The following is a 22,334-nucleotide window of genomic DNA, read 5'->3' on the forward strand; positions in this document are numbered from 1 at the left end:
CCGGCTCAGATCAGGCCCAGGGCCCGGAAGCTCGCCGTGCCTTCACGGCCGACGATCACATGGTCATGGACCTGCAGGTTGAACAGCCGGGCCGCGTCCACGACCTGGCGCGTCATTGCGATGTCCGCCTGCGAAGGACCGGGATCGCCCGACGGGTGGTTGTGCACCAGGATCAGGGCGCTGGCGGAGAGTTCCAAGGCCCGACGGATCACTTCGCGGGGATAGACGGGGGCATGGTCTACCGTCCCGTCAGCGCGCCCTTCGTCCTTCATCAGGATGTTGCGGCGGTCGAGGTAGAGGACGCGAAACTGCTCGCGAGGCGCATGGGCCATATCTGCGCGGAGATAGGTCGTCAGGGCGGTCCATGACGACAGGACCGGTCGATGGCAGGCCTCCGCCCTCGCCATGGCCACCGCCAGCGCCCGGATCCGTAGGAGATCGGCGACCGCGGCCGTCGCGAGGCCGGCACGAAGCAGGGCGGCTTCATCAGCCGCGGCGACGTCGGCCAGCCCTCCGAAGTCCGCGATCAGATCGGCGGCGGCGGCCCGGCTGGCGGCTGGAGACTGGGTTCGCGAAAGGATCGCCGCCAGAAGGTCAAGGTCGCCGTCCTCCACGGTCGAGGCTGGCGCAGGGGCGAATTCACGGATGTTCGACGCGGGTCGGGACGACATGGCGTCCTCCTGTTTGGCGCTCCCGATCGGAGCGCTCCCAGCCGCCCTTCCTTTTCCTTCACCGGGATACCCGGCTCACGGCCCGTTCACCCATTGGCCCTAGCCTGTCTCGATGAGCTCGAAACCATCCCGTTCAACCGGCTCTCGCAAGCCATACCGGCGCAACAGTCGCTTCCTCTCCATGACGGCGACCCTCATGGCTGTCGCCTTCATCGCCGCCCTGAACTGGCCTGCGGCGGACGCCGTTGGTCACGCGTCGCCGCCCGCCACGGCCGATGCAGACGCGCTTCCATCGTCGCCGTCGGAGACGGGTTTCCGATGCAATGTGGCCTATGTGAACGACGGCGACACCCTGCGCTGCAAGGACGGTACAAAGATCAGACTCCACGCCGTGGCGGCGCGGGAGGCCGACGAAACCTGTTCGCCGGGCCATCCTTGCCCGACCGCCAGCGCCGCTTCCGCTACAGCGGAACTGAACCGGCTTGTCGCGGGCAAGACCCTTCGCTGCGAGCAGACCGGCCGAAGCTACGACCGCATCACCGCCATCTGCTGGTCGCCGTCGGGCGAAGAGATCAATTGCGCCATGATCACGAGCGGCACGACCCTGGTCTGGGAGACATTTGACCGGCGCAAGCCGCTTTGCGGGCGCTGACATTGACGACAGCAGAAGTCACCGGGAAAGCCTTCGCGGAGAAGGTGCTCCAAGTCGACGACGCGACAGCCTGTGCGTGGCCTCACCGCCCACCCGGCCGCCTGGATCGAGGAGCGCCATTCTGATTCCGACCCCGCCGAACTGGACCGTTCCACCGGCCGCGCCGACCCCGACAGCGTGATCCGCCTCATCGCCTGCCGCCGGCTCCACTGCGGCGCAGTCCGGAGCCGAAAGGGCCTGGTCATCATCCATGACCGGGCTATCGCCTCATGCAGGCTCAACGGACGCCGCGCCGGCGCCCTTCTCCACGGCCGGGCGCCGAGAAGGCGGGATTTATCGCCGGAATCTTCGGTCGTCCGGCGGGCCTTCGCCCGCAGCGACGTATCGAACCCGGGACGGCGCGGGGCCGAAACGATCCCGCCGTCGCGCACCGGCGCTCCAGAAGTCGAACGCACGCGGATTGCTTCGCAAGACGAAGCCGTCGCACAATCCGGTACGCGGCCGCTGGGACCTGACACCCTCGATCCCGGCCCGATCAAAGGAACACCATGGCGACAACCGACGATACCCGTGACGGCTCCTTCGACGCGGTGCTTAACAGGGATTGTTTCTGCATCACGCTGGACCGGACCCGTCTGAGCTCGGCGATCCGTCAGCAGGCCGGGGAGCCGGACCTTGTCTCGGCGCTGCTTGCGGATCGACCGAACCTGTTCTCCGGCGGGCCTGTGTTCCTGTCCGCCCAGGACATCGAGGCCATGCTGGTCGTCGTGGCCGCCATCGAGGCTGCGGCCAGGACCCCGGCCTATCAGGAGGCGGTACTGGGTTGGGGCCCGGCCATCGCTCGCCGGGACTTCGGCCCGCGCGGGGTCTTCATGGGCTATGATTTTCATCTGGGCGACGGCGGTCCAAAACTCATCGAGGTGAATACCAACGCCGGAGGAGCATTCCTGAATGCGTTTCTTGCTCACGCCCAGGGCGAATGCTGTCGCGAGGCCCAGGACGCCATGCGCGCGCGGGTGATGGGAGACTTCGAAGCCCTCGTCTGGCGGATGTTCCTGAACGAATGGGCGTTGCAGGGTCGCTCGGGTCAACCGCGGACAATCGCCATCGTCGATGACCGCCCGAAGGATCAGTATCTGTTCCCGGAGTTCCTGTTGGCGCAGCGGTTTTTCGAACAGCGCGGCGTTACGGCGTGGGTCGCCGATCCCTCCGAACTCCATTTCTCCCAGGGGCGACTGGAGCATGAAGGCGAGATTGTGGATCTCGTCTACAATCGCCTCGTCGACTTCTCCCTCGGTGCTGACGGGCACGAAGCCCTGCGTGACGCCTATCAGAACGGAGCCGTCGTTCTGACGCCCAGTCCGCGCAACCACGCTCTGTTCGCCGACAAGCGGAACCTGAGCCTGCTGTCAGACCCGGACATGGTCGCCGGTTGGGGACTTGCTCCGGATCATCAGAGAGGTCTTTCGGCGATCCCGAAAACCACCCTGGTGACTGCCGAGAACGCAGAGAGGCTGTGGACGACGCGCAACCGATATTTCTTCAAGCCGGCCGGCGGCCATGGTGGCAAGGCCGTCTACCGCGGCGACAAGATCACCCGGCGCGTATGGGCGGAAATTCAGCTCGGCGGCTATATCGCCCAGGAATTCGCGAAGCCCAGCGAACGTCGGATCAGGGTCGACGGCGAGATCCGTTCGCTGAAGCTCGATGTCCGTCTCTATGTCTACGACGGCGACCCGCTACTGGCGGCCGCCCGAGTCTATCAGGGCCAGACGACAAACTTCCGAACTCCGGGCGGGGGCTTTGCACCGGTTTTTGTCGTCTAGGCCCGGCGGGCGCGGGATCAGAAATCCCGGTCAATAGGCCTCACGGAGGTTGGTGTGGCGGCCGTCACGCCGAACGACACCAGCCCCGAGACGGCGCCGATCAGAACGCTCCCGGCCGTGTGGCCCGAAGCGTTCTGATCGCGCCATGGATCGGCATCAGGCCAGTCGTGCTCATAGGGGCCCAATCGCCCTGAAGACGCGACGGAGCCACCGCGCCAGCCCGGGCCACTCGATCCGGGCCACGGCAGATCCCATCTCTGGGCGACGGACGACAGTATGATCCCATGCCTATGAGGATGAAGGCGGGTTGTCCTGGCGACTGCGTGGCGCCTGATCGTCACGCAGGTCGATCAGTTCCGTCTGACCGAAGGTTCTGCTGTAGTCCAGGACCGAGACGATGGTCGGGCGCAGGCGAACCACCACCACCCCCTCCAGCACCGCCGCCGGCGCAGGACGCCCTGGTCTCGGAAATTTCCTTAAGACCAGATCAGCCACTCTCAACAGCTCCCCGGGGTCCGTAACACGCTCCGCCCTTGCCGCGAGCGAGATCGCCTGGATGTCTTTAGAAGTCTCGTGATCGGGCGTGACGGTCGCGGACACCCGGGAGTCACGGGCGATGTTTCCAATCTTCTGCGCGTGGGGCGCCGTCCCGAAATAGATGTCGAGCTCATCGTTGACGAAACTCACAACCGTTGCATGCGGCCAACCGTCTTCACGCACCGTCGCCACGGTCAGGGTGTCGGCGCGGCCGAGAATGGAGAGGATCAGCTGCCTCTGCTCAAGTTCCAACCCAAATCCTCCAGCCTGGCAAGGAGCACGGACGGCGACGGACAGAGCATGATCAGGCCCCGCCGTGCCGCCCTCGTTACAATCAGCCGGGATGACGCTCAAGCCAGGATTCGAGCTCTGCGATTTCTCTCGTCTGCGCGTCGATGACCGCCTGAGCCATGCGACGGACCTCAACGTCTGTCGCATCACTTCCAAGCAGAGCCTGCGCCATAGCGACAGCCCCTCTATGGTGGGCGATCATCTTCCTCGCCCAGGTCCGCTGGGTGTTCACATCGGTCGCCATCATCATGGCGCGGTGCATGCTCATCTCGGCCTCAGAAAAGGGTGTCCGAGCCATGTTCATTCCCGGCGGCATCTGCATGCCGCCCATCATGCCGGAGCCCTGGGCCGCATGCGGCGCCTGCATGCCGCCCATAGGTCGATCCGGGGGCGCCGTACCTGAGGCAGGCGCGCTGGCGCACCCGGCGGCGGCGAGCAGGGAAAGTGTTGACAGGGCGATGGCCGTCCGCCTGACGGGCCGTTGGGCGAAGTTGGTCATGGATGTGAATCCTCTGGATCAAGCCATCTGCCAACGGGATGTCCGCGACATGACGGCTGCGGCCGTGCTTGACCCTGATCTGAACGAACGTCGGCATCCTTGGTTCAGTTCACCAGGCGAAGTACGCCCTGACCGGTGCAGCGGCGCTGGTCAGGGATCCGGCGCAAACCGAGGCTGAGCAAGACGCCGATCCCGGTCGCTACGGAAGCTCGTTCCAGACCCGCGCCGCACCGTCTTCCGGCGCCTGCGATGGATCACCTAGCGACGTCACGGGATTCTCCCGGGGTTTCGGTGGACGCAGCGCTTCCGGGTCGCAGTCCCCGGCGACGCGGGCGCCGCCGGCCGCCTCCCGCGGCCCTGGTCGGGTCATCGCCGGCCTCCTTACAAGAGCCCACCGGTCCCCGTCGCAGCGGCCGGTGAACGCCGTCCGCGCCCCCTGCCCCCGGCGCTTCATTCCGCCAGATCAAGCAGCGCCGCCGTCTGGCGCGCGATCACAACCTCCTCGTCTGTCGGTATCATCCAGACCGCCACGGCGCTGTCGGCCGCATTCAGACGGCCGGCGCCGCGCTCGTTCGCGGCGGCGTCGAGCCTGACCCCGAGCCAGCCGAGGCGCGCGCAGATCTCGGCTCGGATCCGCGGCGCGTTCTCGCGGACACCCGCCGTGAAGACCAGGCCGTCCAGCCCTCCGAGGCTGGCCGCCAGCGCCGCCATCTCGCGCGCGGCGCGATGGACGTAAAGATCCAGAGCCTCGCGCGCCGCCGGTTCGCGGCTCTCGAGCAGGTCGCGCATGTCGCCGCTGAGGCCAGAGACGCCGAGCAGTCCCGACTGGCGATAGAGCAGATCGGTCAGGCCGTCGGCGTCCAGTCCCCCCTCGCGCAACAGATAGAGCACCGCGCCCGCGTCCAGACTGCCGCAGCGCGTGGCCATGACCAGACCGTCGAGCGGCGTGGCGCCCATGGTGGTGTCAATGCTGCGCCCGTCGCGGAGGGCGCACAGACTGGCTCCCCGCCGAGGTGGGCCGCGACCACACGGCCGGCGGCCGTGGGAGGGTCGAGCGCCGCCAGACGTCCGGCGAGATACTCATAGGACAGGCCGTGAAACCCGTAGCGGCGAAGACCCCGCGCCTCCCAGACCCTCGGCAGAGCGAAACGGTCAACCACGGGATCATGGCCCGCGTGGAAGGCGGTGTCGAAGCACAGGACCTGCGGCAGCCCCGGCCGCGCGGCGCGAAGGGCGGACGCCCCCGCCAGCGACTGGGACTGGTGCAGGGGGGCGAGCGGCGCGAGCGCCGCCACGGCCGCGAGGACCGCCTCCGTGACAAGCGTCGCCGCGCAGAAACGCGGCCCGCCATGAACCACCCGATGGCCCACGGCGGCGATCGGTCCGGGCAGGCGCATCTCAAGCCACCCGAGGAGGTCCGGCGCCGAAGTCCGAGGCCAGGGCTCGTCTGAAAGAACCGCCCCGGCCGGGTCATAACTCAGCAGTCGGGGCGCCTCGCCGTGCATTTCGATCCGGCCGCGCAGACAGGGCGCCAGTCCGCCCGGCCCCTGATCGAAAACGCCGAACTTGCAGGTCGAGGACCCGCTGTTGAGAGCAAGAATGAACGGCATGCCCGACTGCACTCCCCACCTGACCGCGACCCAGCTGTCCACGTCTGACGCTGACGACGGGCGGCTCTTACGATCGTCGACGCCACGCGTCCGTAATGTTTGGCCGGGTGGGGCGTCAGACGACGGGATGGTGTTCAGCACGGAAGGCGCCTCGCATGACCTCCAAATCCCCGGCCGCCGGCCGGGTCTTCAGGCTTCTGACCCTGGGCGCCTTCGCGGCGGGGCTGGCCTATCTGCTGATCGGCGAGCACCGGGTTCACCTGCTCGGCTGGGCGCCGTTCCTGCTGTTGCTGCTCTGTCCCCTGCTGCACATGACCATGCATGGCGGCCATGGCGGGGGGCACGGCCCCGACCACCCGGGCGACCGCGCCCGTCCCCCAGCTCCGGAGGCCTGATCATGGCGGAACCGCAAACGTACGGGCTCTGGTCGCTGGTGGCCCTCAACTCCATCCTGTTCATCTTTTTCGCCTTCACCTTCTTCAAGCCGAAGACGGCGAGGGACTGGCGCGCCTTCGGCGCCTTCAGCGCCTTCCTGATCGCCTTCTTCACCGAGATGTACGGTTTCCCGCTGACGATCTTTCTGTTGGCCGGTTGGTTACAGAGCCGCTTTCCCGGCGTGGACTGGTGGTCCCATGACGCCGGACACCTGCTTGAGATGATGTTCGGCTGGCGAGCGCACCCGCACTTCGGGCCCTTCCATATTCTCAGCTTGGTTCTCGTTGGCGGCGGGTTCTGGCTCCTCTCCGCGGCATGGCCGGTGCTCTATAGCGCGCAACGAGAAGGCCGGCTGGCGACGACCGGTCCCTACCGGTCAATCCGCCAGCCGCAGTATGCCGGTTTCGTGCTGATCATGATCGGCTTTTTGCTTCAATGGCCGACGCTGCTCACCCTGGCGATGTTCCCGGCGCTGGTCATCCTGTACTGGCGCCTCGCCATGGCGGAGGAGCGAGAGACCGCCGCCCGCTTCGGCCCGGCCTGGAGCGCTTACCGGCAGGCTACGCCCGCGTTCGTTCCCCGCCTACGCCCCCTGTAGGGCGCGGAATCCCACCGACCTCAAGACTGAACTGCTTTCGACTGGAATTTCCTTCATGCATACTACTACCGTCGATGTTTCCGGTTTCAGCACGCCGCTGGATTCACTGGTGATCGAGAAGCACCTGCGGGGCCTGAAGGGCGTGCTGGAAGCCGCCGCCAACTTCGGCTCGGCGACCGCGACGATCCGATATGACGAAGCCCTGGTCAGCCAGGTCGAACTGGAACAGGCGGTGCGGGATTGCGGCTTCCACTGCCGCGGCGAGGTCGTGCCGCGTCACATCTGCGTCCCGCATGAGGAGGTCGTGGACGCCCGGTCGCACCTCCAGCATCCCGCAGCTCCGGCGGCCGCCCATGAGGGCCACGCGCCCTCTGCTCATCCTGCCCAAGCCGGCGCCGACGACATGGCCGAGATGGGGCACGGCCCCGGCATGGACATGCAGGCCATGGCCCGGGACATGCGCAACCGCTTCCTCTTCGCCGTCGCCTTCACCCTCCCGATCTTCCTGCTCGCCCCGATGGGCATGGACTTCATGCGAGTGGAGCCGCCGTTCGGCCTGCCGCTGAAGCCCCTGCTGTTCGTCCTGGCCAGCGCCGCCATCCTCTATCCGGGCTGGCCCTTCTACATCGCCGCCGTCCGGGCCCTGCGACGCGGTGTGCTCAACATGGCGGTGCTGGTCCTGCTCAGCGTCGGCACCGGCTACCTGTTCAGCGTCGGCGCCACCTTCTTCTACGACGCGCCCGACTTCTACGAAGCCTCGGCCCTGCTGCTGGTCTTCATCCTGATGGGCCACTGGCTGGAGATGCGGGCGCGGGCCGGCGCCTCGGACGCCATCCGCAGGCTGATGGACCTGGCGCCGCCCACCGCCCGGGTGCTGCGCGACGGCGTCGAGGTCGAGGTCGCGACCTCCGCCGTGCTGGTGGGCGACCGGGTGGTCGTCCGGCCGGGCGGCCGCATCCCCGTGGACGGCGTGATCGAGGACGGCGGCTCCGAGGTCGACGAATCCATGCTGACCGGAGAATCCCTGCCCGTGACCAAGGGCGCCGGCGATTCCGTGACCGGCGGCGCGATCAACAAGACCGGCGCCTTCCGCTATCGGGCGACGCGGGTAGGCGCCGACACCGCCCTGGCGCAGATCGTCAAGCTGGTGCAGGAGGCGCAGAACTCCAAGGCCCCGGCCCAGTTGCTCGCGGACCGCGCCTCCCAGTGGCTTGTGCTGGCCGCTGTCGTCATCGGCCTGCTCACCTTCGGCGTCTGGTTCTGGGCCCTGGGCCAGACCCTGCTGTTCGCCCTGACCCTGACCATCACCGTCTTCGTCATCGCCTGCCCCGACGCTCTTGGCCTGGCCACGCCCATGGCGATCATGGTGGGCACGGGGCTGGGGGCGCGCCACGGCGTGCTGATCAAGAACGCCGCCGCTCTCGAGCATGCCGTCAAGCTGGACGTCATCGTCTTCGACAAGACCGGCACCCTGACCCTGGGCGCGCCGAAAGTGGTCCAGGTCACCCCCGCCGCCGGAGTGGACGAGACCGACCTGCTGACCACGGCCGCGGCCCTGGAGCGAGGATCCGAACACCACATCGCCAAGGCCGTGCTGGAGCGGACGAAGGACCTCCCCGAACTGGCCGCTGCCGGCTTCGAATCCTTCGGGGGCAAGGGACTTCGGGCGACCGTGGCCGGGCGGACCGTCCTCTCCGGCAACCGCATGCTCATGGCCGACAACGGCGTCGAGCTCGGCGAGCTGGCGACGGAATCCGAACGGCTGCAGGGCGCCGGCCGCACCGTAGTCCATATCGCCCGCGACGGGCGGGTCATCGGTCTGATCGCCGTGGCCGACGCCGTCCGCCCCACCGCGGCGGCGACCATCCGGCGACTGCAGGCCCTGGGCGTCAAGGTGGCCATGATGACCGGCGACAACCTCGGCACCGCACGGCGTATCGCCGGTGAACTGGGGATCGACATCGTGCTGGCGGAGGTCCTGCCCGGCGACAAGGCGCTCAAGGTGAAGGAACTCCAGGCCGCGGGCCACAGGGTCGGCATGGTTGGCGACGGGGTCAACGACGCCCCGGCCCTGACCCAGGCCGACGTCGGCTTCGCCATCGGCGCCGGCACCGACGTCGCCATAGAGAGCGCCGACGTGGTGCTGATGCGCAGCGACCCCGCCGACGTGGTCAAGGCCATCGAGCTGTCGCGCGCCACCCTGCGCAAGATGCATCAGAACCTGTGGTGGGCGGTCGGCTACAATCTCATCGCCTTTCCCCTGGCCGCGGGAGTCCTCTATCCCTTCACCCTCAGCCCCGAGATCGCCGCCCTGTCGATGTCCGGCAGTTCGGTGCTGGTGGCGGTCAACGCCCTGATGCTCAAGCGTCTGCGGCTGGGCGCCGGCATGGACGTCCAGCCGCCGTCGCGGTCAGCCGTAACGCAGGCGTAGCGTCGCCCCCTGCGGCATGGTCCGCCCGGCGCCGCAGGCCTGTCGTTCGCCTATGCAGACGAGGGGTCCTCCGCCGCTCCGGGATACGCAAGCGGTCCGGCGGCGTGCGATAAGGTCGCCGCCTCGCCTGTAATCCCGCGGCGGGGGCTGCGTCCTCATAAGGAGAACACACGCGCGCAGCGAGGGGTCGCCGTCCTCCTGCGCCGATGGGGAAATCACCACGGCTGGCCAGAGCCCATGCCCAACGGACGAGGACAGCGATCATGGTTCACTCGGATATTATCCGCGTCGGGGTCAATGGATACGGCGTGATCGGCAAGCGCGTGGCCGCCGCCGTCAGACAGCAGGACGACATGATCCTCGTGGGCGTCGCCGACGTCAGCGCCGACTGGCGCCTGCGTCTTGCGGCCCGGATGGGTTTCTCCCTCTACGGCGCCGCCCCCGGGGCCGCCCTGACGATGCAACGGGCCGGTCTCCCTGTGGCGGGCGATCTGGACGACCTGATCGCGTCGGTCGATGTCATGGTGGACTGCACGCCCAAGGGGATCGGCGCCGCCAACGCGGAGGTCTACCGGCGCAAGGACAAGCCCTTCATCGTCCAGGGCGGCGAGAAGCACGAAGTCGCCGGTCACTCCTTCGTGGCCGAGTCGAGCTACGCAGGCGCGCTCGGACGGCCGGCGACCAGGGTTGTCTCGTGCAACACCACCTCGATCGTGCGCACTCTCACCGCGCTCAAACAGGCGGGATTGCTGCGCCGGGCGCGGGGGACGCTGCTGCGGCGGGCCACCGATCCCTGGGAGAGCGACCGGGGCGGCATCATGAACACGCTGGCGCCCGAGCCCCAGATTCCGAGCCACCAGGGCCCCGATGCGCAGAGCGTCGATCCCGACCTGGATGTCGTGACCATGGCGGTCAAGGTCCCCGAGACGATCGCTCATCTGCATTACTGGTCGGTGCAGATGACCCGTGCGGCGGACAAGGCGGAGGTGGTCGCGGCCTTCCTCGCCTCCTCGCGCATCGCGGCGCTCCGGATGGATGACGGCTTGACGGCGCTCAACAGCGTCAAGGAACTGATGGCCGACCTCGGCCGCCCGCATGACAATCTCTATGAAGTGGCGCTCTGGACCGACATGCTCCGCGTCCAGGGCGACGAGCTCTTCTACGCCTACATGGTCGACAACCAGGCCATCGTCATTCCCGAGACCATCGACGCCATCCGGGCCCTCTCCGGCCGGATCGCCGCGCCGGCCGTGTCGATCGCCAGGACCGACTCCAGCCTCGGCATCGGCGCTCTCGACCGGTTGGGTCCGCCGGACCAGGTCGGGGACTCATAAGCTCCGAGCCGGCGCAGCGGCCAGGGCGATGAGAATAGAGGAGCGAATATCCGGATCTCCAGATGGAGAAGGTCGCACCAGCAATGACCCGCGCGCCCGCGGACATTACGCACGACACGGCAAGGTCCGGCCCGACGTCTTTCCGCGGCTAGGTCAGGGCCCGATCCAGCACAGCCATGAGTTCGGCGGCCTTGGCCCGCCGCTCCGCCTCGTTCCCATCCACCAGCGCGCCGGTCACACAGTGATCCAGGTGGTCCTTGAGGATTTCGGTTTCCACCCGCCGAAGCGCCGCGCGTACGGCCTGCAGCTGGGTGAGGACGTCGATGCAGTAGCGGTCCTCGTCGACCATGCGGGCGATGCCCCGCACCTGCCCTTCGATGCGGCTGAGGCGGTTGAGCAGCTTCGGCCTGTCGTTATGGTCCAAGAGCGTCCTCCCTTGCCCGCGCGAGCATACCCCCTCGGGGTATTGGAAAATATACCGCGAGGGGTATATCAGATTACCACACGCTGTGGAGTTCTCCGGCCATGTCGAACGCCCCTTCCCACCCCGATCACCACCACGCCCACGCTTCTCACGCGGGCCATGGCGAGCCCCCTCCCGCCGGCAAGGTCCTCGACCCGGTCTGCGGCATGACCGTGGATCCGGAGACGACCGCGCACCGCGCCGAGTTCGACGGCAAGCCCTTCTTCTTCTGCTCGGCCGGCTGCCGGACCAAGTTCGTCGCCGAGCCGGCCCGCTATCTCGACGGCGGCAAGACCGAGGCGCCCGTAGCGCCGGCCGGGACCGTCTACACCTGCCCCATGCACCCGGAGATCCGCCAGGTCGGGCCGGGCTCCTGCCCGATCTGCGGCATGGCGCTCGAACCCGAACTGGTCACCGCCGCCAGCGCCCCGAACCCGGAGCTCACGGACTTCACGCGCCGGTTCTGGATCGGGCTGGCGCTGTCCGTTCCGGTGTTGGCCCTGGAGATGGGCGGCCACCTCACCGGGCTGATGATGAGCATGAGCGGCCAGACCTCGGCCTGGATCCAGTTCGCGCTCGCCACCCCGGTCGTGCTCTGGTCCGGCTGGCCCTTCTTCGAACGCGGCGCCAGGTCGCTGGTCACCCGCCATCTGAACATGTTCACCCTGATCGCCATGGGCGTCGGCGTGGCCTGGATCTACAGCGTCGTGGCGACCGTCGCGCCCCATCTGTTCCCGCCCGCCTTCCGCCGCGCCGACGGCAGCGTGCCGATCTATTTCGAGGCCGCGGCCGTCATCACTGTGCTGGTGCTGCTGGGCCAGGTCCTGGAACTGCGCGCGCGTGAGCAGACGTCCGGGGCCATCAGGGCCCTGCTGGATCTTGCGCCCAAGACCGCGCGTCGGGTCCGCGCCGACCGGACCGACGAGGAGGTCGGGCTCGACCAGATCCTGGTGGGCGACAACCTGCGCGTCCGCCCCGGCGAGAAGGTCCCGGTCGACGGCGAACTCGTCGAGGGCCGGGTGGCGATCGACGAGTCCATGGTCACAGGCGAGTCCATGCCGGTGACCAAGGAGCCCGGCGACAAGGTGATCGGGGGCGCCATCAACAAGACCGGCTCCTTCGTCATGCGGGCCGAGAAGGTCGGCGCCGACACCCTGCTCTCCCAGATCGTGCAGATGGTCGCCCAGGCCCAGCGGAGCCGGGCCCCCATCCAGCGCATGGCCGACCTGGTCTCCGGCTGGTTCGTGCCCGCGGTGATCCTGGTGGCGGCGATCGCGTTTGCGGTCTGGGCGAGCGTCGGACCGGAGCCGCGCTTCGCCTTCGCCCTGGTCGCGGCGGTATCGGTGCTGATCATCGCCTGCCCCTGCGCGCTGGGCCTCGCCACGCCGCTGTCGATCATGGTCGGCGTGGGCCGCGGCGCCCAGGCCGGGGTGCTGATCAAGAACGCCGAGGCGCTGGAGCGTTTCGAGAAGATCGACACCATCGTCATCGACAAGACCGGCACCCTGACCGAGGGCCGTCCGGCCGTGATCGCCATACACCCGGCGGCCGGCTTCAAGGAGGCCGAACTGCTACGGCTGGCCGCCAGCCTGGAGCGCGGCAGCGAGCATCCCCTGGCCGACGCCATCCTGCGCGCCGCGACCGAACGCAAGCTCGCCCTCGTCGAGCCGATGGACTTCGATTCTCCGGTCGGCAAGGGGGTTCTGGGCCGGATTGACGGCCGCCGCGTGAGCCTGGGCTCGGGCAAGTTCATGGCCGAGCAGGGCGTCGACACCTCCACCCTGGACGCGGAGGCCGAGAGCCTTCGCGCCGACGGCGCCACGGCGATCTTCGCGGCGGTCGACGGCGCCCTGGCCGGCGTCTTCGCCATCGCCGATCCGATCAAGGCCACCACGCTTCGGGCCGTTCAGGCCCTGCAGGCCGAAGGCGTGCGGCTGGTGATGATGACCGGAGACAACCGCACCACGGCGCTGGCCGTCGCCCGCCAGCTCGGGATCACCGAGGTCGAGGCCGAGGTGCTGCCGCAGGACAAGGCCGCTGTCGTCCAGCGGCTGCGGGCCGAGGGGCGCAAGGTCGCTATGGCCGGAGACGGGGTGAACGACGCCCCCGCCCTGGCCGCCGCCGAGGTGGGCGTCGCCATGGGCGCCGGATCCGACGTCGCCATCGAAAGCGCCGGGGTCACCCTGCTGAAGGGGGACCTGCAGGGGCTGGTCAAGGCGCGGCGGCTGTCGCACGCGGTGATGAGCAATATCCGCCAGAACCTGTTCTTCGCCTTCGCCTACAACGTGGCGGGCGTGCCGATCGCGGCCGGGTTGCTCTATCCGGTGTTCGGATGGCTGCTGTCGCCCGCCATCGCCGCCGGCGCCATGGCCCTGTCCAGCGTCAGCGTGGTGACCAATGCACTCAGGCTCAGGGGCGTCCGGCTCTAGCCGGCGCTCGCGGACACCGCGCCGAAGGCGCGGCGGGCGTCACCCACCATGCGTTCCACGCACCAACGGGCGTAGGCGTCCGCCAGGCCGGGGACGAGGCGCCCGGGGCCGCGGGGCGCAGGGTCGTAGTCGATCCAGACCCGCAATCCGGCCCCGCCACGGATCGGCGTGGTCTGGAAGCCCATCTCGTAGTCGCCGATGATTATCAGCCGCGGCCGGCCCACGGTGCGCCAGACCTTGCGCCGCGGCGGCGCGCGCTCGGTCACCACCTCGTCGACGAAGAGCCCGAGACCGAACGCCCGGCCGCCCATCCGGATATGCGAGCCGACCGCCTGTCCCCGGCCCGCGTCGAAGTCATAGGTCATCCGCCCCCCGCCCATCATCATCGACGGGCGGGCCATGTGCGCGGCCAGGCGGGTCTGGTCGTCGAGATGGGCGAACAGCCGTTCCGGGGTCGCGGCGACCTGGACGGAGGCCTGCCTGTGGCGAGTCATGGACGGGTCTCCGCGACATCCCCCGCCGCCCCGGACGGGACCACCAGGTTCTGGGGCTCGCCCCGGGCGAAGGCTTCGATGTTGTCGAGCGTCGTGCCGACGATCCGCCCTAGGGCCTCGGCCGTGTCATAGGCGATGTGAGGCGTGACCACGACATTGGGCAGGCGCAGGAGCGTGTTGGCGGCCACCAGGGCGCGCAGGCGTTCGGCCGGCAGCGGCGTGTCCATGCGGAAGATCTCCGCCTCTTCGCGCAGGAGCGGCTCCTCGGAGAGGACGTCCAGCCCCGCCCCGGCCAGACGTCCGCTGCTCAGGGCGCGCACCAGGGCCGCGGCGTTCACCACCCCGCCGCGCGCCGTGTTGATCAGCACGCAGCCCGGCTTCATCACCGCGAACTGGGCGTCCGAGATCAGGTCGCGGGTCTGCGGCCCGCCCGGCGCGTGCAGGCTCACCACGTCGGCCCGGCGCAACAGGTCGTCCAGGGGCACATAGTCGAAGTCCAGCTCGGCGGCCGCGGCGGGATCAGGGTGCGGGTCGGCCGCCAGCGCCGTCATGCCGAAGCCGCGGGCGATGCGGATCACCCGCCGGCCGATGCGTCCGGCCCCCACCACGCCCAGGGTGCGGCCCTCGAGGTCGAACCCCCGCAGCCCCTCGACGTGGAAATCCCCCCGACGCGTCCTGTCGGCGGCCTCGACGACATGCCGCGAGACCGCGAGCAGCAGGGCGAAGGCGTGCTCGGCCACCGTCGGGTCGCCATAGTCCGGCACATTGCAGACCGCCACCCCGCGCGCGCGGCAGGCCTCAAGATCGATATGGTCGAAACCGGTGGAGCGCGTGGCGACCAGCCGCAACCGGGGCAGCGCCGCGATCACCGCCGCCGAGACCTCCGAGCCGACGAAGGGGCTCACCACCTCGGCTTCAACATAGTCCGGCGCGGTCTGCGGCGTCAGGCGCCCCGCGGTGCAGCGCACCCGGTGCCCCGGCTCCAGCCGCAGGCAGGCCTGGTGTTCCCACTCCGCCGCTTCGAATACCGCCACATCCATCCTGCCTGCTCCTATTGCGCCGCCGGCGCGGCGCGTGGCGCGCCGGCCGCCCCAGAGTTCCGGGGGCTGTTTGACCCGCCGCCCGCTCGGACGCGCACGACCATCGCGGGACATGCCGCTTCACGCACGACGGCCTTGAGGGTCTCGGCGCGCTCGGGCGCCCAAATCCCCTTCCAGGTCAGGATGATGAGGTCGACGGATTCTTCACGCGCCACTCGCAGGATTTCTGACGCCGGAGAGCCGCGAGCGAGCAGCAGCCGGACGCGCAGGTCGGAGAGCGGGCAGATGCAGGCGAGCCGCTCCATGAATTCGCCCGCCCACGCCGGCCACTCGTGCTGGGGCTGATCCAGGTAGAAGGGCGACGTCAGCGAGCCCCGCGCCTGGGGACTGGCGGGGCCTGGCGCGGCGACCAGGAGCACCAGGAGGTCGGCGTCCGCGCGGCGCGCGAGCTCTACGCCGGGTTTCACCGCATCGCTGGCGGCCGAGGTCCCCTCGTGCGGGAGCAGAACCTTTCTCAGCCGCCAGTCCTGCAGCGGTTGCGCGGGGTTGACCAGGATCACCGGGCAGGATGCCCCGCGCAGCACGGAAAGAGCAGTCCCGCCGACCTTCCCGGCCGGGCTGCCCGGCGCGGTGTGGGTGCAAAGCACGATAAGACGGGCGAGAAGATCGCCAGCCGCAGCGAGGATCGCGGCGGCGGGTTCGCCGCTGCGAGTCTCGAGACTGGCGCCGCGCAGGTCCTCGGCGGCAAGCCCGAGCCGAGGCGCCAGCTCCTCCGCAGCAGACGCCTGCTCGGCGACATGCAGGATGCGGACGGCCGCGTGCTCAAGACCCGAGAACACCTTGGCCACGGATAGCGCCGGGAGGGCGTCGGCCATCCCGTCCAATGGAACGAGGATCACGGGCTGATCGCTCACGGCGCAACTCCTGGCGCGGCTCCAATGCGCGCGCTGTCGTCCGGCAGCTTGAGCTCGTGATCCTTGCCGCGCCACTTGAAACGCAACGACACTCCTCGCCATTGCGGCGGCAGGTTCGGCTGATGCTCGGGCCCTTCCTCGGTGAACCGCAGGCCGGCGAAGCCGAACACCGCAGCCTGCCAGAGGCCCCCGAGGGCCGCCGCATGCACTCCGGCCGCGGCATTGCCCATGTTGTCCCCCAGGTCGATATCGCTCGCCTGTCGAAAGTAGCGCTCCGCGAGCCTCACGTCCCCGAGCCGCGCCGCGACCGCCGCATGGATCGCCGGACTGAGGGAGCTGCCGTGCGCGCAGCGCGGCTCGTAATAACGGAAGTTGGCCTCCCGGACCTCCGGCGGGAAACGGTCCCACAGCAGATGCAGCAGCATCACGACATCAGGCTGCTTGATCGCCTTCGATTGGCGGATCCGCTCGCGACCGAGCAGCACGTCGATCGGCGCGTTGCGCGGCTCAAAGGCGGCCAGATCGATCTCCTCCAGTCCGAAGTAGCCCTGGAACTGCTCAAAGAGGCCGGTGCGCACGTCGAACCCCGTGTAGAGCTCCCGCGCCGCCGCACTCCAGGCAAGGGGCTCGGCCGCATCCATCGCCAGCGATTCCGAGAGCACCCGCCACCGCTCTGGCCAGCGCTCGACCAGAAGCCGCGCCACGGCGTTCCCGGTCTCCAGATTCCACTGCGCCATGACGTTGGTGTAGGCGTCGTCGTCGACCGTCTCATGATACTCGTCCGGGCCCACCACGCCGCGGATGTGACGTAGGCCATCGCTTTCAAGCTTCGCGCGGCCGGCCCAGAAGCGGGCGGTCTCGAGGAGGATTTCAGCGCCGACGTCGAGCAGAAAACCTTCGTCCCTGGTCGCGCGCCAGTAGGTCCAGACGCCGTAAGCGACGTCGGCGCTGATGTGCTGCTCCTGGTCGGCGAGCAGGATCGGGATGACCTCCCCGTTCGGCGCGACAACGAAGGGCGGCGTCACGTCCTGACCGGTGTCGGCGGATTCCCAGGCATAGAAGGCGCCGCGCTCCCCATGCTGCGCGGCCTTGTCCCGAGCCGCCGGAAGCGTCCGATGGCGGTAGGTCAGAAGGGCCCTGGCCGCTTCCGGCCATGTCAGCACGTAGAACGGCAGCATGAAGATCTCGGTGTCCCAGAACACATGGCCGCCGTAGGCGGCGCCGGTGAGCGCCCGGGCGCCGATCGAGACGCGGTCATCGTCTGGGTCCACGGCGCTGAGCAGGTGATAGACCGCGAAGCGCAGCGCGCGCTGCGCGGCCGGGTCACCGTCGATGGCTATGTCGCTCGCCTCCCACCTGACCCTCCAGGCCTCCCGGTGGGCGGTGATCAGGGCCGACAAGCCTGTGTTGATCGCGCGGCCGGCGCGGCTGCGTGCGGCGGCCTCCGGCTGATCCTGGTCCCTTGAGGTGCAGACGGCGACCACCCTGTCGAGCCGGTAGATCTTCCCGAGTTCGAGCTCCAACACCATCGGCGGCCTGGGCGCGCGCCCAGACGCGGCGCTGCGGTCGCCGATCTCGCCGATCGCGCTTGCGGCGGCGAGCGCAATGACGCCGCCGTCGCCAAGTCGGCGCGTCGCCATCTCATCGAGAGGAACGTCCAGGCTTGCGGTCGCGCTGTAGTTCTCCGGCGCCACCGCAACCGACTGGATCAGGAGGCGCCGGTCGGCCTGGGAGGCAAGACGCAGCCCCCGCATTCGGGTGATCCGACCGGCGGCGTCCTCGTGTCGCCACTCGCGCCAGAGAATCCCCTGCCGCATGTCGAGCATCCGGCGGTGCCTGAGGGTCCTGCCCGTATCCAGTCGGAGAGGCCGGCCCTCGATGGTCATGGAGAGCTTCGCCCAATCCGGCAGGATGGCAAGGCCGGGCGTCGCTCCCGGCTGCGCATCGAAGGCTCCGGCTACGAAAGTGGCGGGCGAGGACATCCCGCTTCCTTCCGCCAGCGACCCCCTGGAACCGAGATGGCCGTTTCCGATCGCGAAGATGGATTCCAGTTCGTGCTCCCGCGTGAGCGTGAAGCCTTCCTCCACGAGCAACCACTCGGGCGCGGCGCTGGGGGCCGCCGGCAGGCCCATGGGTGCGGCCGGCGCCGCCGGGACGATCCGCAGCTCCCCCAGATCCCGCACGACGAGCGAGGCGCCGTGCTGGCGCAGGACGGCGGCCTGCCCGGCTCGATCGACGCCGACGACGAGGCCGTAGCCCGCGGCCCGGATCGCCTCCACGCCGGCGATCGCATCCTCCACCCCGATGGCGCGCTTGGCGTCGACGCCGAGGAGCCGGGCGGCGTACACGAAGGTGTCCGGCGCGGGCTTGCCGTTCAGCCCCTGGCGCTCCGCTTCGACACCGTCGACACATGCGTCGAACAGGTCCGCGAGCCCCGCCGCCTCGATCACGGCCGCGGCGTTCTTGCTGGATGTGACCGCCGCGGTCTTCAGGCCTGCCTCGCGCAGCCTGCGGATGAGTTCGAGGGAGCTTTCGAACACCTCGACGCCGGATCGGCCCAGGGCCTGGCGGAAGAGCTGGTTCTTGCGTGCGCCGAGACCGAATACCGTTTCACGGTCGGCGCGATCATCCGGCTGGCCCTCCGGCAAGGTTACCCCGCGCGACGCCAGAAAGCTGCGAATCCCTTCGTGGCGCGGCTTGCCGTCGACATAGGTGCGGTAGTCGCGCTCCACGTCGAAGGGCCGGAACGCCTCTCCCTTCGTTTCGGCCCGGCGCCGGAGAAAGGCGTCGAACAGCTTGCGCCAGGTGGCCGCGTGAAGTGTGGCGGTCCGGGTGACGACGCCGTCCAGATCGAACATGGCGGCGTCGAACGCGCGCGTGTCGAGGACAAGGCCCTGGTCGACTGTGATACCGTCCGGCTCACTCATGTCGCTGAGTTATCAACCGCAGGACCCGCCCGCGCCGATGGATCAACGTTACGCCGGTCGTGTCGGTTCCCGGTTTCCCTATGCGGGGACCGGCGCCGTTTTCCAGCGGCCTCGCCACTGGCGTCGCAAGAAAAACCAGTCGGCGGTGAACAGGGGTGCGCCATTGACGCCCCCTTGATGGAAGCCTGAAGCTCGCCCCTCGGACCAGGCCAGAAGGTCGATGACGGCCTCGCCGTCGCGGCGCTAAGGCGCTGGCGCGAGCCGCGATGCGCCCCTCCGCGTCCCATGCCTCGACCCCGGGAATCGACAGATCCCTGGCTCAGTCTCGCGCGACGGACGAGCCGAGGATCAGCCGGGGCGAACGTGCTGGGCCATGGACGTACCCGCCCGCCGTCTCAGCCGGTCGTCAAGGTATGCGGCGGGGTGTCCTGTGTGCAGTCTCCTCAGCCGCCGCTACGGCCTCTTTCACGGCCACGAAGCTGTCTGGATTGACCGAGATCGAGTCAATGCCCCGCTGGACGAGGAACTGGGCGAACTCGGGGGTTTTTGCTGGGCGCTTCTCCACAGAGCCCGACCTTCACGCCCGCATCATGCGCGGAGACGATGACCTGATCGATCATCCATTCGACGGCCGGATCCTGCTCGTTGAAGAGCGCCGCGAGTTCACCCGAGTCACGGTCGACGCCCAGCGTCAGCTGGGTGAGATCGTTGCTGCCGATCGAGAAGCCGTCGAACAGTTCGGCGAACTGACGGGCCAGGATCACGTTCGAAGGAATCTCGCACATCACATAGACCTGGAGCCCTTCCTCTCCGCGGACCAAACCGTTCTCGGCCATCACCTCCAGAACCCGACGCGCCTCATCGACCGTCCGGCAGAACGGGATCATCACGATGACGTTGCGCAGGCCCAGGTCCTCGCGCAGGCGGCGGATCGCCCGGCATTCCAGGGCGAAGCCTTCGCGGTAGCGCGGCGAGTAATAACGAGAGGCGCCGCGGAACCCGAGCATGGGGTTCTCCTCCTTCGGCTCGAAGCGGGCGCCGCCGATCAGATTGGCGTATTCGTTGGTCTTGAAGTCGCTCATGCGGATGATGACCGGCTTCGGGTGGAAGGCCGCGGCGATGCGGGAAAGGCCCCGTGAGAGCCGTTCCACGAAATATTCCGTCCGATCGACATAGCCGGCCGTCAGCGCCTCGATAGCGGCCCGCGCCTCCGGATCCTCGACCGCCTCGAAGCGGACGAGCGCCATCGGGTGGATTTTCACATGGTTGCTCACCACGAACTCCATGCGCGCGAGGCCTACCCCATCAGCCGGCAAGCGCCACCAGCGGAAGGCCGCAGCAGGGTTGGCGAGGTTGAGCATGATCTGGGTCGTGGTCTCGGGCGCCGCGCTTGCGTCGAGTTCCCGCGTCTCGAATTGCGCGCGGCCCTCGTAGACGAAGCCCTCGTCGCCCTCAGCACAGGAGACGGTGACCTCCTGCCCCGCCTGGAGCTCCCGAGTGGCCGTCTCCGTCCCGACGATGGCGGGCAGTCCGAGTTCTCGGCTGACGATGGCGGCGTGGGACGTGCGGCCGCCGTGGTCCGTCACGATGGCTGCCGCCCGCTTCATGATCGGCACCCAGTCGGGGTCGGTGGCGGTGGTCACCAGGATCGCCCCGTCAACGAACCGGTCGATGTCGCGGGGGCTGTCGATCCGGCAGACCTGGCCGGCCACCACGGCGTCTCCGATGGCGAGGCCGGTCACCAGCAGGGCGCCCTTGGAGTTGATCCTGAAGCTGCGCAGCGCGCCAGAGCCGAGGCGGGACTGCACGGTTTCGGGCCGCGCCTGGACGATGAAGATCTCGCCGCTCTCGCCGTCCTTCGCCCACTCCATGTCCATCGGGCAGCCGTAGTGGGCCTCGATGGCGACAGCCCAGCGCGACAGCGCGAGCACTTCCGTGTCCGCGAGGACGAAGGCGGAGCGCTCGGCAGGCGTGGTGGGGATATTGCGCGTGGGATGCTCCCCGTCTTGCGCATAGATCATCTTCTGCGCCTTGCCGCCGAGGCGCTTCTCCAGGATCGGAACCGTCCCGGGCTGGTCGAGCAACGGCTTGAAGACCTGGTGTTCGTCGGGGTCGACGGCGCCCTGGACGACGTTCTCGCCCAAGCCCCAGGCGCCGTTGATCAGCACGACCTTGTCGAAGCCAGTCTCCGTGTCGATCGAAAACATCACCCCCGCCCCCGCCAGGTCCGAGCGGACCATCTGCTGAACGCCGATTGAAAGGGCGACCCTCAGATGGTCGAAGCCCTTGGTCTGTCGATAGCTGATGGCGCGATCCGTGAAGAGCGAGGCGTAGCACCGTCGGCACGCCTCCAGCAGCGCGGCCTCGCCGCGGATGTTGAGGAAGCTCTCCTGCTGGCCGGCGAAGCTGGCGTCGGGAAGGTCCTCGGCGGTGGCGCTGGAGCGGACCGCGACATCCGCATCAGGCCTGCCGATGCGAGCGCAAAGATCGCGGTAGGCGGCGCGAATGGCCTCGGCGCTCTCTTCCGGCCACGGCGCCGCCAGGAGGGCCGCGCGGAGCCGCGCGCCAGTGTCGGGAAGCGACGTCTTTCCCATGGTCCAATCGCTGATGGCGGCCGCGATCACGGGGCGCAGGCTGCTCGCGTCGAGGAAGCGCCAATAGGCCTCGGCTGTGGTCGCAAAGCCGGGCGGCACGCGCACGCCCCGGCCACCCAGATTGCGGACCATCTCCCCAAGGGAAGCGTTCTTGCCGCCCACCTGGGCGACCGAGGTTCGATCGACGCTCTCGAACCCCAGGATCAGGGGGGCGGGCTTGCTCATGGTGTCAATCTCGACAAGCGGGGCGGCCGCCGAGCGACGACGACGCCGCCGCGGGCGGGCAAGATGATTCGATTGACGCGGAAGCCTCTCGCTCCTTACGCCAACGCGACGATGGCTTCGGTAATGCCGCCGAAGACGACGCGTCCTTGAAGTCAATCGGAGAGATCGGCGCGAACCTCCTGGTCCCGAGGCGTCGTTCGTAGCGGGCTCCGACGGAGCGACGTTCCACTTTTCTGTCGCACAACTGCTGGACCGCGACTGATCGAGATCTGGCGATGCAGATGTCTATACGCATCGCGGCGCTCCATCCCTCAACAAAACCGGGATGGAGGGGAATCTTTTTAAATACTTGATTCAGCGCAAA

The 22,334-nt window shown here is 68.6% G+C and carries 18 protein-coding genes; 7 read left to right on the forward strand and 11 right to left on the reverse strand.

Annotated elements, in window-relative coordinates; translation table 11 throughout:
• Positions 1-5 precede the first annotated feature (5 nt).
• On the reverse strand, positions 6-671 hold the full coding sequence (locus BJP32_RS00475; RefSeq protein WP_076222499.1) for a RadC family protein: 666 nt from the start codon (positions 669-671) through the stop codon (positions 6-8).
• 196 nt (positions 672-867) lie between these two features.
• On the opposite strand from BJP32_RS00475, the gene BJP32_RS00480 reads away from it, so the two are divergent.
• A complete protein-coding gene (locus tag BJP32_RS00480; protein ID WP_225910420.1) occupies positions 868-1,323 on the forward strand; it encodes a thermonuclease family protein in 456 nt (151 codons plus the stop codon).
• Positions 1,324-1,871: 548 nt separating this feature from the next.
• Positions 1,872-3,149: a hypothetical protein gene (locus BJP32_RS00485; protein WP_040345387.1), complete on the forward strand. Its 1,278-nt coding sequence runs from the start codon at positions 1,872-1,874 to the stop codon at positions 3,147-3,149.
• A gap of 288 nt (positions 3,150-3,437) precedes the next feature.
• Here BJP32_RS00485 and BJP32_RS00490 read toward each other — a convergent pair whose 3' ends face one another.
• The 4 genes from BJP32_RS00490 to BJP32_RS17870 all read right to left on the reverse strand — a co-directional run bounded on the left by BJP32_RS00490 (position 3,438) and on the right by BJP32_RS17870 (position 6,086).
• Positions 3,438-3,938: a pyridoxamine 5'-phosphate oxidase family protein gene (locus tag BJP32_RS00490; RefSeq protein ID WP_076222503.1), complete on the reverse strand. Its 501-nt coding sequence runs from the start codon at positions 3,936-3,938 to the stop codon at positions 3,438-3,440.
• Positions 3,939-4,020: 82 nt separating this feature from the next.
• Positions 4,021-4,476 (reverse strand): DUF305 domain-containing protein, encoded by a 456-nt coding sequence (locus BJP32_RS00495; protein WP_198935240.1) that lies wholly within the window; start codon positions 4,474-4,476, stop codon positions 4,021-4,023.
• A gap of 450 nt (positions 4,477-4,926) precedes the next feature.
• The gene (locus tag BJP32_RS16850; RefSeq protein ID WP_233126647.1) at positions 4,927-5,433 is read right to left on the reverse strand and encodes an acetate kinase; all 507 of its coding nucleotides are present in this window, start codon (positions 5,431-5,433) and stop codon (positions 4,927-4,929) included.
• The gene (locus BJP32_RS17870; protein ID WP_143255397.1) at positions 5,322-6,086 is read right to left on the reverse strand and encodes a hypothetical protein; all 765 of its coding nucleotides are present in this window, start codon (positions 6,084-6,086) and stop codon (positions 5,322-5,324) included. The genes BJP32_RS16850 and BJP32_RS17870 overlap by 112 nt, the downstream gene beginning before the upstream one ends.
• Positions 6,087-6,241: 155 nt before the next feature.
• Between BJP32_RS17870 and BJP32_RS00505 the strand changes: the two genes are divergently transcribed.
• The 4 genes from BJP32_RS00505 to BJP32_RS00520 all read left to right on the forward strand — a co-directional run bounded on the left by BJP32_RS00505 (position 6,242) and on the right by BJP32_RS00520 (position 10,884).
• A complete protein-coding gene (locus tag BJP32_RS00505; protein ID WP_050796666.1) occupies positions 6,242-6,481 on the forward strand; it encodes a DUF2933 domain-containing protein in 240 nt (79 codons plus the stop codon).
• A 2-nt stretch (positions 6,482-6,483) separates the two neighbouring features.
• Complete coding sequence (locus BJP32_RS00510) at positions 6,484-7,119, forward strand: isoprenylcysteine carboxylmethyltransferase family protein (protein ID WP_076222505.1); 636 nt, start codon at positions 6,484-6,486, stop codon at positions 7,117-7,119.
• A gap of 55 nt (positions 7,120-7,174) precedes the next feature.
• Positions 7,175-9,550: a cation-translocating P-type ATPase gene (locus BJP32_RS00515; protein WP_003164947.1), complete on the forward strand. Its 2,376-nt coding sequence runs from the start codon at positions 7,175-7,177 to the stop codon at positions 9,548-9,550.
• 263 nt (positions 9,551-9,813) lie between these two features.
• The gene (locus BJP32_RS00520) at positions 9,814-10,884 is read left to right on the forward strand and encodes a type II glyceraldehyde-3-phosphate dehydrogenase (protein WP_076222506.1); all 1,071 of its coding nucleotides are present in this window, start codon (positions 9,814-9,816) and stop codon (positions 10,882-10,884) included.
• Positions 10,885-11,032: 148 nt separating this feature from the next.
• On the opposite strand, the gene BJP32_RS00525 is transcribed toward BJP32_RS00520, so the two are convergent.
• The gene (locus tag BJP32_RS00525; RefSeq protein WP_369822375.1) at positions 11,033-11,233 is read right to left on the reverse strand and encodes a metal-sensitive transcriptional regulator; all 201 of its coding nucleotides are present in this window, start codon (positions 11,231-11,233) and stop codon (positions 11,033-11,035) included.
• A gap of 176 nt (positions 11,234-11,409) precedes the next feature.
• Here BJP32_RS00525 and BJP32_RS00530 point away from each other — a divergent pair, with 176 nt between their 5' ends.
• The gene (locus tag BJP32_RS00530; protein WP_040345397.1) at positions 11,410-13,776 is read left to right on the forward strand and encodes a heavy metal translocating P-type ATPase; all 2,367 of its coding nucleotides are present in this window, start codon (positions 11,410-11,412) and stop codon (positions 13,774-13,776) included.
• Here the strand turns inward: BJP32_RS00530 and BJP32_RS00535 are convergent.
• The 5 genes from BJP32_RS00535 to ppsA all read right to left on the reverse strand — a co-directional run bounded on the left by BJP32_RS00535 (position 13,773) and on the right by ppsA (position 21,970).
• Entirely contained in the window at positions 13,773-14,270 is a 498-nt protein-coding gene (locus BJP32_RS00535; RefSeq protein ID WP_003164953.1) for an SRPBCC family protein, read from the reverse strand. The genes BJP32_RS00530 and BJP32_RS00535 overlap by 4 nt on opposite strands.
• A complete protein-coding gene (locus BJP32_RS00540) occupies positions 14,267-15,310 on the reverse strand; it encodes a hydroxyacid dehydrogenase (protein ID WP_076222510.1) in 1,044 nt (347 codons plus the stop codon). Before BJP32_RS00540 ends, BJP32_RS00535 begins: the two co-directional genes overlap by 4 nt.
• 11 nt (positions 15,311-15,321) lie before the next feature.
• Complete coding sequence (locus BJP32_RS00545) at positions 15,322-16,224, reverse strand: universal stress protein (protein WP_076222511.1); 903 nt, start codon at positions 16,222-16,224, stop codon at positions 15,322-15,324.
• A complete protein-coding gene (locus BJP32_RS00550) occupies positions 16,221-19,151 on the reverse strand; it encodes a beta-phosphoglucomutase family hydrolase (protein ID WP_076222513.1) in 2,931 nt (976 codons plus the stop codon). Before BJP32_RS00550 ends, BJP32_RS00545 begins: the two co-directional genes overlap by 4 nt.
• Before the next feature lie 503 nt (positions 19,152-19,654).
• Positions 19,655-21,970 (reverse strand): phosphoenolpyruvate synthase, encoded by a 2,316-nt coding sequence (ppsA, locus tag BJP32_RS00555; protein ID WP_233126648.1) that lies wholly within the window; start codon positions 21,968-21,970, stop codon positions 19,655-19,657.
• Positions 21,971-22,334 lie beyond the last annotated feature (364 nt).

This window comes from Brevundimonas sp. ZS04, from assembly GCF_001956865.1.
In the GTDB taxonomy this organism is placed as follows: Bacteria; Pseudomonadota; Alphaproteobacteria; order Caulobacterales; family Caulobacteraceae; genus Brevundimonas; species Brevundimonas diminuta.